Raw genomic sequence first — 14,444 nt, 5'->3', positions numbered from 1 at the left:
ATCATTTGTCCGATTTTTCGAGCGGCGGAAGGGGCACGCGGGCCCTCACAAGATCCCCAACGCACCCCGTGAGCCGATGGGGACCGAACCGAACACGTGCCCCGCCGCTCAGCCCGCCACGGGACCGCCACCGCCGCCGGGTGTGCCGGCGGCACCGCCCGCACCCGAGGCACCCGGAGCCGGCTTGCCCACACCACCGGGGACCATCGCTCCCGCGCCCGGCAGGGCGCCGCCCACGCCGGCGCGGCCCGAGCCGTTGGCACCGCCCTTGGCGGAGCCGCTCTGCCCGGTGGCTCCCTGTCCGGTGGATCCCTGCCCGGTGGCTCCCTGCCCGGTGGCTCCCTGCCCGGAATCCTGCCCGGCGTCGTTCCTGCCCTGCGCGGCGCCCCCACGCTGCGAGCCGTTCACTGCGCCCGGACCCGCGTTGTGCGTGCCGTTCGCCCCACCGGTGGCCTGACCGGCCGGGTCCGAGCCGGACGACACCCCGCCCGGACCGGTGCCCGAACCGGCGCCCGGACCGGCTGCGGGGCCGAAGAGCACCCCGGAGTCGCTGTCGAACGGCGGCTGGACCGTTCCTCCGTCCGGCAGCACACCACCCTGGTCACCGCTGCCGGGGTCCATCCCTGCGTCGGGCATCGGCACGTCCTGCGCGGCTCCCGGATCACTGCCGAGAGGGGCGTCGGGTACCGGGACCCCCTGGGGAACGTCCTGCCGCTTACGGGTCCCGGCCCCCGAGCCGGATCCGGGCCCGTCCGGCGTCCCCTTCGGCTTCGCGGCGGCGCTGGCGCTCGCGTCCGGGAGGATCGGCTTCGGGCTCGAGGTGTCCTGCCCCGGCCGGACGTTCGGCACCTCGGTGACATGGATGCCGGGGCCGTACGGCGGCATCACCTCAGGCTTGCGGTCCGCCTCGCCGTCGGTGCCGCTCGTCCGCGCCAGCCAGGAGTTGCCGGCCATGTCGGCGATGACGAGGGTCTTGATCACATCCGCGGAGCGGGTGATCACCACCACGCGGTCACGGCTGTAGTCCGGCCATGCCCTGCCCTGCTCCTCCGTCGCACCGGCCTCGATCACCGGGGACGCCAGGGGGCTGCCCGATGCGCACCGCACCCTGGGTGAGCCGTGTTCGTCGACCAGGACCGCGGTGCCGCGCTGGAGCACGGCCTGGAAGCGCTGCGCCGCACCGGCGCGGTAGCCGTGGCCGGTGACCCGGACGTCCGCGCGCAGCACCACGGGCGTGAGGCCGCGCAGGAACTCCGGGAGGTCCTCCTGGCTGATCCCCGCGCCGTGGGCGAAGGCACGGCCCTTGTTCCCGTCCGCGGTCAGAAAACGGATCTGCTGCTCGACATCACAGCTGGCGATCGAGCGCGTGCCGCCGTACAGACCGGGTGTGGAGCCCAGCACCGTACGCACCGACGCGAACGGGGAGGACGTGGGCGAAGGCGAGGCGGCGGCATGCGCCGAGGGGAGCGACCCCGCCGTACCCGCCAGGGTGGCCGTCGAGGGGGTGAACGGATCGGGCCCCTGCACGGAGGCAGGTTGCAGATGGACCTGCTGCCGTGACTCGGTCCCGGCCTGACCGGAACCCGTCAGTCTGCTGCAGCCTGTGACCAGCAGTGCCGCCGACAGGACCGCCGACTGCGCGGCGAGCCTGGCGTACCGGCGATGCGTCGGTGAACACACGAACATGACCCGCCATCTCCCGCCTGTGGTGAAGCGCCCTGAGTGAAGTGCGATTCGGAGTGATCACTCCTTGTCTTGCCGTATCCCGGCCCGGTGCGCGACCCGGGCGGGCCCTGCGGACCCGCACACCGCCGCCCGACGGCTCCACCCCGGTCCCGCTGACCTGCCGTGATTCCGGGGCGGACAGCGCCGAACGGCTGACTCACGGGCCCCGCACGCCCGACGCGTCCGTTCCGGTGGCGATGACGCTGTGTGTCCTCCGGCGCCGGCTGGCCCGTCCGGGTGACGACCGCTCCTCACACCCGCCGGGGTCGCTATCGGCGGAGCGGATCACGTGCGCGGGCCGATACTGGAATCACCGGAGGTCCGCGATGGAGTGGTTCACGGCACCCGACTACTGGCTCAGCAGGCTGGTCTTCCAGCGGGCGCTGGCCGCCGTGTACCTCGTCGGCTTCCTGGGCGCCGCCCTGCAGTTCCGTGCCCTGATCGGGGAGCGGGGGATGCTCCCGGTGCCCGATTACCTCCGCCGGGTGCCGATGCGCCGTGCGCCGGGCATCTTCCAACTGCACTACTCGGACCGGTTCTTCGCCTGCTGCGCCTGGGCGGGGGCGGTACTGTCCGCCGCGCTCGTGGGCGGGGCGGCCGACCGGCTGCCGCTGTGGACCGCGATGCTGTGGTGGGGGGTGCTGTGGGCCCTGTATCTGTCCATCGTCAACGTGGGGCAGACCTGGTACGCCTTCGGCTGGGAGTCATTGCTGCTCGAGACGGGCTTTCTGGCGGTATTCCTCGGGAACGAGCGCGCCGCTCCGCCGGTACTGGTGCTGTGGCTGCTGCGCTGGCTGCTGTTCCGTGTGGAGTTCGGCGCGGGGCTCATCAAGATCCGCGGGGACGAGTGCTGGCGCCGGCTGACCTGTCTGTACTTCCACCACGAGACCCAGCCGATGCCGGGGCCGCTGAGCTGGTTCTTCCACCATCTGCCGGGGCCGGTCCACCGCGCGGAGGCGGCGGCCAACCATGTCACCCAACTCCTTGTGCCGATTCTGCTGTTCACCCCGCAGCCGATCGCGAGCGTGGCGGCCGGCATGATCGCGCTGACCCAGCTGTGGCTGGTCCTGTCGGGCAACTTCTCCTGGCTGAACTGGCTGACCATCGCCCTCGCCCTGTCCGCCGTCGACGGCTCCCTGGTCACCGGGCCGCATCCGCTTCCGGCCCCGCCGCTGTGGTACGAGGTCCTCGTCATCGCCGTGACGGTGCTGGTGCTGGCCCTCAGCTACCGGCCGGTGCGCAATCTGCTCTCCCGGCGCCAGACCATGAACCGTTCGTTCGACCCGCTGCACCTGGTCAATACGTACGGGGCCTTCGGCACGGTGGGGCGGGTCCGCTTCGAGGTCGTGGTGGAGGGCACGGACGAGCGGGCGCTGCGTCCCGGCACGGTGTGGCGGGAGTACGAGTTCCACGGCAAACCGGGCGACGTCAGGAGATGGCCCCGCCAGTTCGCCCCGTACCACCTGCGCCTCGACTGGCTGATGTGGTTCGCGGCGCTCTCCCCCGCGTATGCCCGCCCCTGGTTCGGTGCCTTCGTCGAGCGTCTCCTCGACCATGACCGGGACACCTTGAAGCTGCTGCGCCGCAATCCGTTCCCCGATGCCCCACCGCACTTCGTCCGCGCCAGGCTCTACCACTACGAGTTCACGAGCTGGCGCCGGCTGAGAGCGACGGGAGCCTGCTGGGAGCGGCGGTATCTGCGCGACTTCCTGCCGCCGACGAGGCTGAGCACGACCGATCTTTCCGCCGAACGCATCTGAACAGCGGCACGAAAGAGGGCAAAAAGCCCGTACCCCCGAAGACGGGCGTCGTCCCGGGGGTACGGATCAGGCAACGGCTCGGGCGATATCAGTCGACACCGGGCAGAATGTGCGGCTCTTCGAGATCCTCTTCGTATCCGGCGAGCCGGATCGGCGCGGACCGCGCCCAGACTTCCAGGCTGCCGATTTCGTCGCGCCGTCCGACCCGCTCGCCTCGTTCGGCCGGCCGCTTGTCCTGCTTCATCACTTCAGTTGTCACCGCGCACTCCTCGTGTGTCGCGCAACAGGGGGACTAGGGGGCAAATCGGTCGCGGTGGCGCCGTTCTCTGGCGGGATCGCGGCCATGGTTGCGGGCCTGTCCCAGGGCGGCCGAGGGGTTTCGTGGGCCCTTGTTGGCCGTCCGTGCGCTCCAGCTTAACCAAATGAGCGCCCCTACGCTCGATGGGGCGCGTCACATCGAGGGTTCTGTACAGAAAAACGTACGGAGATGACGGCCCATCGGGTATAGGAAACCCCCGGACAGCCCAAGGCGCCCGGGGGTGACGGCCGAACGGGTTACGGCCCGCGCGGGCCGTGCCGTTCACCCAATCGTTACCAATTGGCGGGAGCGTAGTCCTTGAGGAAGCAGCCGAAGAGGTCCTCGCCGCTCTCGCCGCGCACGATCGGGTCGTAGACCCTCGCCGCGCCGTCGACCAGGTCCAGCGGGGCGTGGAAGCCCTCGGCGGCGAGGCGGATCTTGTCGGGGTGCGGGCGCTCGTCGGTGATCCAGCCGGTGTCGACGGCGGTCATGAGGATGCCGTCGGACTGGAACATCTCCTGGGCACTGGTGCGGGTCAGCATGTTCAGCGCCGCCTTGGCCATGTTGGTGTGCGGATGCCCCGCGCCCTTGTAGCCGCGGCTGAAGACGCCCTCCATGGCCGAGACGTTCACCACGTACTTGCGCTTCGCCGGGGATGCGGCCATGGCCGGCCTGAGCCGGCTGATGAGGATGAACGGCGCGGTGGAGTTGCACAGCTGCACCTCGAGCAGCTCCACCGGATCGACCTCTGAGACGGTCTGGATCCAGCTGTTGGTGTCGTGAAGGTCGGGGACCAGGCCGCCGGCGTCGATGGCGGTGCCCGCCTCGATCCGGGCGAGCGAGGCCGAACCGGACACCAGCGCCAGCTCGGTGACGTCCTGCGCGGTGAGCGCCTCGCCCGACAGCTCGGTGCGGGCGGCGGGCAGTGCCGCGACCCGGTCGACGGTGCCGCTTCCGAAGGTGCCGATCACCTCGGAGGCGGGCAGCTCACCCGCGGGCAGCGGGGCGCCCTCGGCGGCGACCAGCTCGCTGTACGCCTGCGGGGAGCGGCGTACGGTCTGCGCCGCGTTGTTGATCAGGATGTCCAGCGGACCCTCGGCGGCCACCGAGTCGGCGAGGGCGACGACCTGCGCGGGATCCCGCAGATCGATGCCGACGACCTTGAGGCGGTGTATCCACTCGTCGCTGTCCGGCATCGCCTTGAAGCGGCGGATGGCGTCGCTGGGGAAGCGCGTCGTGATGGTGGTGTGGGCGCCGTCGCGCAGCAGTCGCAGCGCGATGTACATGCCGATCTTGGCACGACCGCCGGTGAGCAGCGCCCGCCGGCCGCTGAGATCCGTGCAGGCGTCGCGCCGCGCCCGGTTCTCGGCCGCGCACTTCTGGCACAGCTGGTGGTAGAAGGCGTCGACCTCGGTGTACCGGGTCTTGCAGATGTAGCAGGACCGGGGGCGCTGGAGGATGCCCGCGATCTCCCCCATCACGGAGGAGGAGGGCAGCAGACCCTGCGTCTCGTCGTCGATGCGCTCGGCGGAGCCGGTGGCGGTGGCCTCGGTGACAGACCGGTCGTGGGCGGTCTTGGCGGCGCGGCGCTCCTGGCGGCGGCGCTGCTTCACGGTCCGGTAGACGCCGGCCGTGGCCCTGCGGACCGTGATCGCGTCGGGGTGGTCGACCTCCAGCCCGTCGAGCTCTTCGAGAACGCTCAGACAGACGGCCAGGCGCTCCGGGGCGATGCCCGGCCCGTACTCCTGGACCGGCCCGTGCTCCTGGCCGGGGCCGTCCTGTGTCACCGTCATCGCCGCTGTCGTTCCGTTCCCTGTGTGCCGCGCGTGGACTCCAAAAGCGGAACTTTACGTCAGACGGGCGTACGGACGCCAAACCAGGTCACGGGGCGGACGGCGGGGGCGCATTCAAGAGCGCCGCGGCGCGGGCGGCCCGGCCGGAGGGGCACTGGATCTCCCCGACGGCCCGGTCGTCGGCCGGCAAGGGGCCGGCGACGGCTCGGGTCACCGGGCCTGCGACGGCTCGCGCCCCGGCGGGCGATCGAAGACGCAGTCCCCGCACAGCCCGCCGGGGCGGCGGTAGTAGAGGCAGCACGTGGTCCTGCGCAGCGCCGGCCCGCGGACCGTGCCGGACAGTTCCGGATGCTCCAGCAGCCCGGCGACGAGTCCGGCCGCGCGCCGGCCCGGCTCCGGACGGCCGTGGGCCCGCGCCCAGCGGTCGAGTTCGCGCAGCGCTCCGGCGAGCGCCGATCCGGCGTTGCCCCTCAGCAGCCCGGGCGAGATGCGCGTATCTCGCCGGAACGCTTCCGCCAGCGGGACGAGGTGCCCGTCCACGACGGCGTCGGACAGGGCGCGCACAGTGCCCGGCAGGGTGGCCGAACCGGACCAGCAGAGGTCGTCAGGAGCCATCAGCTCCGGGTCCCAGTGAAGAGTCCCGGCCGCCGGGTCAGGGAACTCGCCGCAGAGCACCGCCGGTCCAAGGGCCGTGGACCAGAGCCGGGCGGCGAGCCCGAGATGCGCGACGGAGGCGGCGACCCGGCGCTCCCGGGTACGCAGCCGGGCCGCGACGCGGTCGACGCGGTTGCCGACCACGGTCAGGTCACCCGCGTAGACGCCGGAGAGCGCGGTGTGCCCGCCGCCGGGGGCACCGCTGCGCAACGCGAAGAACCCTCCCACGGAGGCCACCTCGTCCAGATTCACCCGCTGCCCCGATCGGTCGCGTACCGGCGGCTCATCGAAGCACACGCCGGTGACCCTCCGTCGCGGGGACCACAACCGGGGCTGTACGGCGCCGGTTGCGTACTACGTCGGCGGTACGGTCCATTGCCTGCTTCAGAACGACGACGTCACGGCCGGCGCGGGAGATCGTGTTGACCATGAGCTTCCTTGTGCTGTCCGTGCTGCTGTCGCTGGTCTCGGCCGTCGCCTATGCGGCCGCCGCGATCGTCCAGGAGCGCGTGGCCGCCGAGGGGCCCGGCGGACCTTCCGAGCTGCTGCGCAGCGGTCCGTGGCGGGCTGCCGTCGGGCTGAACGGCCTGGGGGCACTGCTCCACGTGGGTGCGCTGGCCTGCGGACCGCTGAGCCTGGTGCAACCGCTCGGGGCACTGACCATCGTCTTCGCCCTGCCCCTCGCCGCGGCCTGCGGGCGTCGCGAGGCCTCGCCGGGCGCCTGGCGGGGCGCACTCCTGGCCACGGCGGGCCTCGCGGGGCTGCTGGCCCTCACCGACCCGGCGGGCAACGGCACACCGGACGCCGAGGCGCGCCTCGCCGCGGCCGCGGCGGCCTTCGGGGCGGTCGCGCTGCTGTTCCTCGCGGGACGACGGGCGCGGCGTCCCGTGCTGCGGGGCGTGGTGCTGGCCGGGGGCGCGGGGGTCGCCTTCGGTGCCGGGTCGGTGTTCACCAAGATCACTGCTGCCGGTCTCGCGGACCCGCCCGGTGGAAGTGTGACCGGGCTGGTCCCGGGACTGCTGGTGACGGCGGCGCTTGCCGCGACGGGGCTGTTGCTGTCCCAGGAGTCCTACCGCGGCGCCGGCCTTGCCGCACCGCTGGCGACGGTGACCGTGGTCAATCCGGTCGTCGCCGCGACGGCAGGACTGATGTTCTTCGGTGAACGCTTCCGCTTCGGTATGACGGGCGCCGTTCTGGCGCTGGTGTGCGCGGCGCTCGCCGGTACGGGCCTGGTGCTGCTCACGGCGCGGCGGCGGAACGTCGCGGTGGGCGACCGGCCGCGGGTGGAAGGGACACAGGAGGATCGGCCGCGGGTGGAGCGGGAACGGACACGGGAGGACCAAGCGCACGAGGTGACGCTCGGTGTCCCCGCGCCGGACGGCGGCACGGGGACCGGCGGGAGCGCCGCTTCAGACGGTGATGCCGTGCGCCCTGAGGTAGGCCAGCGGATCGACATCGGAGCCGTACCCCGGCCCCGTGCGCACCTCGAAGTGGAGATGGGGTCCGGTGCTGTTGCCGGTGGATCCTGAACGGGCGATCCGCTGCCCGCCGTTGACCTGCTGGCCGACGCGCACGTTCAGCGCCGACAGGTGCGCGTACTGGCTGTACTTGCCGTCGGAGTGCCGGATGACGATCTCGTAGCCGTACGCGCCCGCCCAGCCTGCGGACACCACGCGACCGGAGACGACGGCGTTCACCGGGGTGCCCGTGGGCACCGGGAAGTCCACGCCCGTGTGGTAGCCGCTCGCCCACGCACCGGCCTTGCGGTAGGGCGTGCCGGGTCCTGCGGCGACGGGTGCGCTGACGTGCCCCTGAGCGGTCCGGCGCTGAGCGGTCTGGCGCTGAGCGGTCTGGCGCTCGGCGCGCTCGGCCGGCTGTGTGCGCCGCTCGGGCTGCGGGCGCTGCCGCTCCTGGTGCTTCTGGGGCGCCGGCTTGGCGGCGGGCCTGGGCTGTGTCGTGGTCGACCGGGACTGCGGCCGGGAGTCCTTGGGGGACCGGCTCCGTGTGGCGCCGCTGTCGGGGTGCGCGGGTGCGGGACGCGATGCGGTGATCTGCATCCGCAGCCGCTGGCCCGGGATGATCAGGTCGGGGTCGTCGCCGACGACGGAGCGGTTGGCTTCGTAGAGCGCCTGCCAGCCGCCCTTGACCTGGTGGGACTGCGCGATGACGGAGAGCGAGTCGCCACGCGCCACCGTGTACATCTCCCGTTGCCCGGGGACGGTGGTCGGGGTGGCCTGCTGCCGTGAGGCGCGGGCCGGTTCGGCCTTGGTCGTCTTGGTCGTGCGCCGGTGCTCGGGTGTGACGGCGGGGTCGCCGCCCCCGCGGGCGAGCCCTGCGCGTGACGAACAGGCCGGCCAGGCGCCCGGTCCCTGTCCTTCGAGCACCTTCTCGGCGATCGCGATCTGATGCTCCTTGGAGGCGAGATCGGCGCGCGGGGCGTAGGCCCGGCCCCCGTAGGCCTCCCAGGTCGACTGGGTGAACTGCAGCCCGCCGTAATAGCCATTGCCGGTGTTGATCTGCCAGTTGTTGGTGGACTCACAGGCCGCGACCTTGTCCCAGACGTCCACGGACGCGGCGGCCGCCGTGCCCGCGCCGATCAGCGGCAGCGCGATTCCCGCACCGCTCGCGGTGACGGTCAGAGATGCCCGGTTGATACGGCTCGGCTGGTGGCGGCGGTGTCGTCCGCGTAAGGCCATGGTCCCCCCTTGAACGCCTCGGCAGCCGCAAAGCTATGGGGTGCCAACAGCGTGTGACAAGGGGCGCGGACGGGCGCCATGTCGCACACGTGTCCGTCCCGGGGGTCGGTCGCGGGACTCCTGCGCCGCCCGAGCGACTTGGGCCACCATGAACGCCCCGCCGCCGGGACCCGTATCCATACTGGCCAGGGGGAGGGTCACTGCCGGCAGCCCCCGACCGCCGGTGGCACGGACCGGCGGCCCGAAGGGCCGGCGGTAGGGTCCCGGGGACCGATGGACTCGACGCACTTTCAGAATCCAGGAGCACACGTATGAGTGGTACCGCCCAGATCGGCGTCACCGGGCTCGCGGTGATGGGCCGCAATCTCGCCCGCAACTTCGCGCGCAACGGCCTCACGGTCGCCCTGCACAACCGGACCGCGAGCAGGACGCGCGAGCTGGTCGAGGCGTTCGGCCACGAGGGTTCCTTCGTTCCGGCGGAGAGTGCCGAGGAGTTCGTCGCCGCGCTGGAGCGTCCGCGCCGACTGGTCATCATGGTCAAGGCGGGTGAGCCGACGGACGCGGTGATCGAGGAGTTCGCCCCGCTCCTCGAGCCGGGTGACGTCATCATCGACGGCGGTAACGCGCACTTCGCCGACACGCGCCGGCGTGAGCGCGAACTGCGCGAGCGCGGAATCCACTTCGTGGGCGTGGGCATCTCGGGAGGCGAGGAGGGCGCCCTGCACGGCCCGAGCATCATGCCGGGCGGATCGCCGGAGTCGTACACCTCGCTCGGCCCGCTGCTGGAGAAGATCGCGGCGAAGGCCAAGGACGGCACGCCCTGCGTCACGCACGTGGGCCCCGACGGCGCGGGCCACTTCGTGAAGATGGTGCACAACGGCATCGAGTACGCGGACATGCAGCTGATCGCCGAGGCGTACCACCTGCTGCGCGAGGTCGCGGGGTACTCCCCCGCGAAGATCGCCGAGACGTTCCGCGGGTGGAACACCGGGCGGCTCGACTCCTATCTGATCGAGATCACCGCCGAGGTGCTGGCGCACACGGACGCCGCGACGGGCAAGCCGTTCGTCGACATCGTGGCGGACCGGGCAGAGCAGAAGGGCACCGGGCGCTGGACCGTGCAGATCGCGCTCGACCTCGGCGTTCCGGTCTCGGGCATCGCCGAGGCCGTCTTCGCCCGCTCGGTGTCCGGGCACGCCGATCTGCGCGAGGCCTCCCAGCACCTCCCGGGGCCGGTTCCGCAGGCGCTCGGCGAGCAGGACGCGGCGCGCTTCGCCGACCAGGTCGAGCAGGCCCTGTACGCCTCGAAGATCGTCTCGTACACCCAGGGCTTCCACCAGATCCAGGCCGGCAGCGACCAGTACGACTGGAACATCGACCTGGGTGCCGTGGCGTCCCTCTGGCGCGCGGGGTGCATCATCCGGGCGGCCTTCCTCGACCGGATCCGCGCCGCCTACGACGCGCAGCACGACCTGCCCAGCCTGCTCTCCGACAAGCAGTTCGCCCAGGAGATCGGTGCGGCGCAGGACGACTGGCGTGCGGTGGTGTCCACGGCGGCGCAGCAGGGCGTACCGACCCCCGGCTTCTCCGCTTCGCTGGCGTACTACGACGCGCTGCGCGCGCCGCGGCTTCCCGCGGCGCTGACCCAGGGGCAGCGCGACTTCTTCGGCGCCCACACCTATCGGCGTACCGACCGCGACGGGTCGTTCCACACCCTGTGGGGCGGCGACCGCTCGGAGGAACGCACCAGCTGAGCTGTCGGACCCGGGCTCGGGCGCCCGGCCCGGTCACTGCATCGGGCCGGGCGACGGCTCAGGCTCGGGCACCGGGTCGGGTCCCGGCGGCTTGGGGATCGGGTCGGGCGCCGGACCGGGGGGCGGCTGTGGCGGGGGCACGGGGCCGGGTGCCGGGTCAGGGCCAGGCGGTGCGGGCGGCGTAGGTGGCGGGGGCGGCGTCGGGGGCACGGGGTCGGGGTGCGGATTCGGGTGGGTCATCGCTGGCTCCCGGGTCTGTGGGGCCCTACGGCTCCAGGTTCCACCGTTGCGGGTGCCCACGCGCGGCGGGTCCACTCATCGGCCTACCCCCGGTCGCGCGGCAGTCGACGCACCCTGGTCCCGCGGTGAACCGCGGCCTCGGGAAGACCGGGGCGACCACAGCGGGGCCCGCGTCCCTCACAGCTCGGGGTGGTCCTCCTTGAGCTGCCGTACGGCCTCGTCCACCAGCCCGGCCGGGGGCACGGGCGCCTCGCCGGGGTGGCGTTCGGCCCAGGAGGCGGCGTAGGGGCACAGGGGTACGACCGGCACGGCCTCACGGCCGGCCATCGCGTAGATGTCGCGTACCAGCGAGCCGGCCACGCCCTTGCCCTCGTGCTCGGGACTCACGACGGTGTGTACCGGGACGAGTGCCGACGGCTCGCCCCGCATCGTGAAGTAGGCGATGTGCCCGGCGAACTCGCCGTCCTCGAATGCCTCCAGTCGGCCCTTGTCCCGGTCGTCCCGGCTCTCGCGTCCAGCCATCGCCCTCTCCTCGTGTTGGCACCCACCGTGTCACGGTGCGATGCCGCACCGTGACACGGTCACGAACGGCGGTCCGGTACCGGACCGCGGCTTTCAGCCCCGGACGGCGGCCGACGCGACGGAGTGCGGGCTGCTCAGGGTGTCGCTGCCGGGGACCGGCCGGGAGGGGTCGGCGCCGAGCTCGACGATGCGGTTGCCGGCGTCGACATGGACGACCCGGGGCACCAGCGTCCGGGCCTCCGCATCGTCGACCTGGGCGTAGCTGATGAGAATCACCAGGTCACCGGGGTGTACGAGGTGCGCGGCGGCACCGTTGACACCGATGACACCGGATCCCCGCTCGCCCTCGATCACATAGGTCTCGAGACGGGCGCCGTTGTCGATGTCGACGATGTGCACAAGCTCGCCCGGGAGCAGATCAGCGGCCTCCATGAGGTCCGCGTCGATCGTCACGGAGCCGACGTAGTGCAGATCGGCGTGGGTGACGGTGGCCCTGTGGATCTTGGACTTGAACATGGTACGAAGCATGAAATAACTCCCGAAATGTCTGCTCCCTGCCCGCTTCACGCAGGTCAAGGGCGGTCTCCGGAGCCTACAACGATTCGCATGTTCGGTCAGCTGTCCCCGGGTCTTTCAGGACTCATGCTGACCGATTGCCGACTCTTCCGACGCACCGTCAGCACGGTGCGGGCTCTTCCGTGCCCTTTGACTCCCCGCCGCCACGACGACCAGTCGAGGCGTGCCCAGAGCGGTAGACACCGGCCGGGTTATCTCCGCGGAGGGCGCCACGGCAGCCGGCCTCGGCGGCGGCATCTCTACACCTGGCATCGCCGCCTGAACTGAGCCGCCCCGTCCAGCCGATCGGGCCAGCCCCGCCGAACAGTGCACGGCCCCTCACTCTCGACACCTGGAACCACGTCGCGGTCAGCCTCGACCAGAACGCGGGCAAGCAGATCAGCCGGATCCTCGTCGGCTACGACCAGAAGAACCCGGGCTCCGGCAGCTACCGCGGCTACATCGACGGCATCGCCATCAACTGAGACGACAGCCCGCAGAGCCGCACCCGCCGAGTGCGGCTCTGCGCACGACCCGTGCGTCGGACCGGAGCCTGTCCGGACAGAACGGGTCAGCCGGGGTGAAACGGTCGGGACGCCCTCGCCCCAGGACCAAGACTGCTGGTGGCGGCGCGGCACGCCCGTCGGCGTTGTGTGCTCCCCCGCCTTGCGTCAGGCCTCCGGGATCCGGACGAAGCGAGCCGCGATGTGCAGATCGGCTTCGATGCCGGCCGCGGTGGCGCGGAGTTCCGGGAGGACCTCCGCGATGCAGTCGACCGCCGTGCGGCGGCTGCTGTGCATCGCGACGTTGAGGGCGGCGACCGTGCGTCCTGAGCTGTCGTGGATAGGCACGGCGATCGAGCGAAGGCCCTCCTCCAGTTCCTCGTCGACCATGGCGTAGCCGTCGTGCCGGACACCGAGGAGGAGCGCGCGGAGCGAATCGGGTTCTGTGACGGTGCGGGAAGTGAAGGGGCTGAGGCCGGTACGGGCCAGATACGCCGTGCGTTCGCCCTCGGGAAGCCCCGCCAGGAGTACGCGCCCCATGGAGGCGGCGTACGCAGGGAAGCGGGTGCCGATGGTGATGTTGACGTCCATGATGCGTTCGATGGCGACGCGGGCGGTGTAGCGGACGTCGTCGCCGTCGAGGACGGCCAGGGACGTGGAATCGTGGACGGTCCGGGCCAGCTGCGCCATGTGCGGTAGCGCGATCTCGGGGAGTGCCGTACGCGACAGGAGCGGATACCCGAGTGAGAGCACGCGCGGAGTGAGGTGGAAGAGCCGGTCGCGTGAAGCGACGTAGCCGAGGTGCTCCAGGGTGATCAGGGCGCGGCGCGCGGTAGCCCTGGTGAGTCCGGTGGCCTCGGCGATCCTGCTGAGCGGGAGCTGCGCCCTTCCCTCGCCGAAAGCCGTGATCACGGTCAGCCCGCGGGCCAGGGATTCCACGAACTCCGCGCCGAGCTCCTGCTTCGAGGCAGCGGTCCAGCCCGCGAGCTCCTTGCCCCGTTCCGCGGCTGACGGCCCGGATCGCAGCAAGGTGCGTTCCATTGCGGCCACGGTCTTCCGTGCCCGGGGCAGTACGGCCCTCCGCAGCGAGTCGGCGCTGTGCCTACTGGTATGGCTGACGATGCTGAGCGCGCAGACGACTTGCCCCCGGGCGTCGCGCACCGGGACGGCGAGCGCGATCAGCCCGGGCTCGATGCGCTGGTCGTCCAGAGCGTAGCCGTCCTTCGCGGAGCGGGCCGCCCGTTCCGCGAAGTCGGCGACATCCCTGTCATGGTCCGCTGCGGAGCGCGGGGGTACGTCGGGGAACGCCCGGCCCTGCGGGTCTGCGGCCCGGCGCCGGTGCCACGCGGACCAGTCCTCCTCCGTCCAACTCGTCGCGGCGAGCAGAGGGCCGGGCGCCGTGCGCTCGGCCGGGAGCAGGTCGCCGATGCGGAAGGTCAGGGACAGTGCCCGGCGCCGGGTGGTCTGGTGGACGAAGCGGATGCCGTCCCGGTCGGGGACGGCGAGGGACACCGACTCGTCGAGTTCCTCGGCCAGGTTTTCGCAGAGCGCGTGCAGCGGCCCCGGGACGTGGAGAGCGGCCAGGTACGCGTTGCCCAGTTCCATCAGGCGGGGCGCGAGTGTCGCCTGATGTTCGTCGAGCCGTAGATAGCCCATGCGTGCGAGGGTCGCGGCGACCCGGTCGACGGTGGAGCGGGCGAGCTGTGTGGTGCGGGCGACGTCGCTCAGCGGCATCCGGCCACCCGCGTCGCTGATTTCCCGCAGTACGGCGATGCCGCGCATCAGCGGTCCCACGACCTCCGGCGGTGCCGTGGTCGGGTCGTCGGCGGGAAGGGCGGCCGGCATTCGGTGCTCCAGGGGCGTTGACATGCGTGCCGGGTGCACGCACACTCTCGGCGAGTCAAAAATGAACTGTAGTTCATCTGGCGAACAACCGGAAGGGGC

11 protein-coding genes are annotated in these 14,444 nt (G+C 71.8%); 3 read left to right on the top strand and 8 right to left on the bottom strand.

The annotated features are described in order from the left end of the window. Positions 1-108: 108 nt before the first annotated feature. Positions 109-1,686, bottom strand: a complete 1,578-nt coding sequence (locus tag ACTWOL_RS33035) for a DUF6777 domain-containing protein (RefSeq protein ID WP_474300543.1) — start codon at positions 1,684-1,686, stop codon at positions 109-111. A gap of 365 nt (positions 1,687-2,051) precedes the next feature. Between ACTWOL_RS33035 and ACTWOL_RS33030 the strand changes: the two genes are divergently transcribed. Then, positions 2,052-3,485, top strand: coding sequence for a lipase maturation factor family protein (locus ACTWOL_RS33030; RefSeq protein WP_474300542.1), 1,434 nt, complete (start codon positions 2,052-2,054; stop codon positions 3,483-3,485). 88 nt (positions 3,486-3,573) lie between these two features. Here ACTWOL_RS33030 and ACTWOL_RS33025 read toward each other — a convergent pair whose 3' ends face one another. The 3 genes from ACTWOL_RS33025 to ACTWOL_RS33015 form a co-directional block, all read right to left on the bottom strand. Further along, a complete protein-coding gene (locus tag ACTWOL_RS33025; RefSeq protein WP_474300541.1) occupies positions 3,574-3,729 on the bottom strand; it encodes a hypothetical protein in 156 nt (51 codons plus the stop codon). A gap of 347 nt (positions 3,730-4,076) precedes the next feature. Further along, on the bottom strand, positions 4,077-5,576 hold the full coding sequence (locus ACTWOL_RS33020; protein WP_474300540.1) for an SDR family NAD(P)-dependent oxidoreductase: 1,500 nt from the start codon (positions 5,574-5,576) through the stop codon (positions 4,077-4,079). Positions 5,577-5,786: 210 nt separating this feature from the next. After that, positions 5,787-6,527 carry a (2Fe-2S)-binding protein gene (locus ACTWOL_RS33015; RefSeq protein WP_474300539.1) on the bottom strand — a complete coding sequence of 247 codons (741 nt, stop codon included), beginning with the start codon at positions 6,525-6,527 and terminating at the stop codon, positions 5,787-5,789. Between the two features lie 131 nt (positions 6,528-6,658). On the opposite strand from ACTWOL_RS33015, the gene ACTWOL_RS33010 reads away from it, so the two are divergent. Next, positions 6,659-7,759 (top strand): DMT family transporter, encoded by a 1,101-nt coding sequence (locus tag ACTWOL_RS33010; RefSeq protein WP_474300538.1) that lies wholly within the window; start codon positions 6,659-6,661, stop codon positions 7,757-7,759. Here ACTWOL_RS33010 and ACTWOL_RS33005 read toward each other — a convergent pair. After that, entirely contained in the window at positions 7,640-8,926 is a 1,287-nt protein-coding gene (locus ACTWOL_RS33005) for a transglycosylase family protein (RefSeq protein WP_474300537.1), read from the bottom strand. The two genes, ACTWOL_RS33010 and ACTWOL_RS33005, sit on opposite strands and share 120 nt — an antisense overlap. A gap of 311 nt (positions 8,927-9,237) precedes the next feature. Here ACTWOL_RS33005 and gndA point away from each other — a divergent pair, with 311 nt between their 5' ends. Further along, positions 9,238-10,680, top strand: a complete 1,443-nt coding sequence (gndA, locus tag ACTWOL_RS33000) for an NADP-dependent phosphogluconate dehydrogenase (protein WP_474300536.1) — start codon at positions 9,238-9,240, stop codon at positions 10,678-10,680. Positions 10,681-11,097: 417 nt separating this feature from the next. Here gndA and ACTWOL_RS32995 read toward each other — a convergent pair whose 3' ends face one another. From ACTWOL_RS32995 to ACTWOL_RS32985, 3 genes are all read right to left on the bottom strand, one after another. After that, complete coding sequence (locus tag ACTWOL_RS32995; protein ID WP_474300535.1) at positions 11,098-11,442, bottom strand: GNAT family N-acetyltransferase; 345 nt, start codon at positions 11,440-11,442, stop codon at positions 11,098-11,100. A 93-nt stretch (positions 11,443-11,535) separates the two neighbouring features. Beyond that, positions 11,536-11,970 (bottom strand): aspartate 1-decarboxylase, encoded by a 435-nt coding sequence (gene panD, locus ACTWOL_RS32990; RefSeq protein ID WP_474300534.1) that lies wholly within the window; start codon positions 11,968-11,970, stop codon positions 11,536-11,538. Between the two features lie 698 nt (positions 11,971-12,668). Then, positions 12,669-14,369 (bottom strand): IclR family transcriptional regulator domain-containing protein, encoded by a 1,701-nt coding sequence (locus ACTWOL_RS32985; RefSeq protein WP_474300533.1) that lies wholly within the window; start codon positions 14,367-14,369, stop codon positions 12,669-12,671. Positions 14,370-14,444: the final 75 nt, after the last annotated feature.

This window comes from Micromonospora sp. IBHARD003 (assembly GCF_056106285.1).
Note: the sequence above shows the minus strand (reverse complement) of the source record. Positions and strands in the feature narration are given on the sequence as shown.

Bases quoted from the DNA above. Each gene is read 5' to 3' on its own strand.
- ACTWOL_RS32995 (WP_474300535.1), bottom strand. From the start codon at position 11,442: ATGGCTGGACGCGAGAGCCGGGACGACCGGGACAAGGGCCGACTGGAG.
- ACTWOL_RS33025 (WP_474300541.1), bottom strand. From the start codon at position 3,729: ATGAAGCAGGACAAGCGGCCGGCCGAACGAGGCGAGCGGGTCGGACGG.
- ACTWOL_RS33020 (WP_474300540.1), bottom strand. From the start codon at position 5,576: ATGACGGTGACACAGGACGGCCCCGGCCAGGAGCACGGGCCGGTCCAG.
- ACTWOL_RS33030 (WP_474300542.1), top strand. From the start codon at position 2,052: ATGGAGTGGTTCACGGCACCCGACTACTGGCTCAGCAGGCTGGTCTTC.
- panD (WP_474300534.1), bottom strand. From the start codon at position 11,970: ATGCTTCGTACCATGTTCAAGTCCAAGATCCACAGGGCCACCGTCACC.
- ACTWOL_RS33010 (WP_474300538.1), top strand. From the start codon at position 6,659: ATGAGCTTCCTTGTGCTGTCCGTGCTGCTGTCGCTGGTCTCGGCCGTC.
- ACTWOL_RS33035 (WP_474300543.1), bottom strand. From the start codon at position 1,686: ATGTTCGTGTGTTCACCGACGCATCGCCGGTACGCCAGGCTCGCCGCG.
- ACTWOL_RS33005 (WP_474300537.1), bottom strand. From the start codon at position 8,926: ATGGCCTTACGCGGACGACACCGCCGCCACCAGCCGAGCCGTATCAAC.
- gndA (WP_474300536.1), top strand. From the start codon at position 9,238: ATGAGTGGTACCGCCCAGATCGGCGTCACCGGGCTCGCGGTGATGGGC.
- ACTWOL_RS32985 (WP_474300533.1), bottom strand. From the start codon at position 14,369: ATGTCAACGCCCCTGGAGCACCGAATGCCGGCCGCCCTTCCCGCCGAC.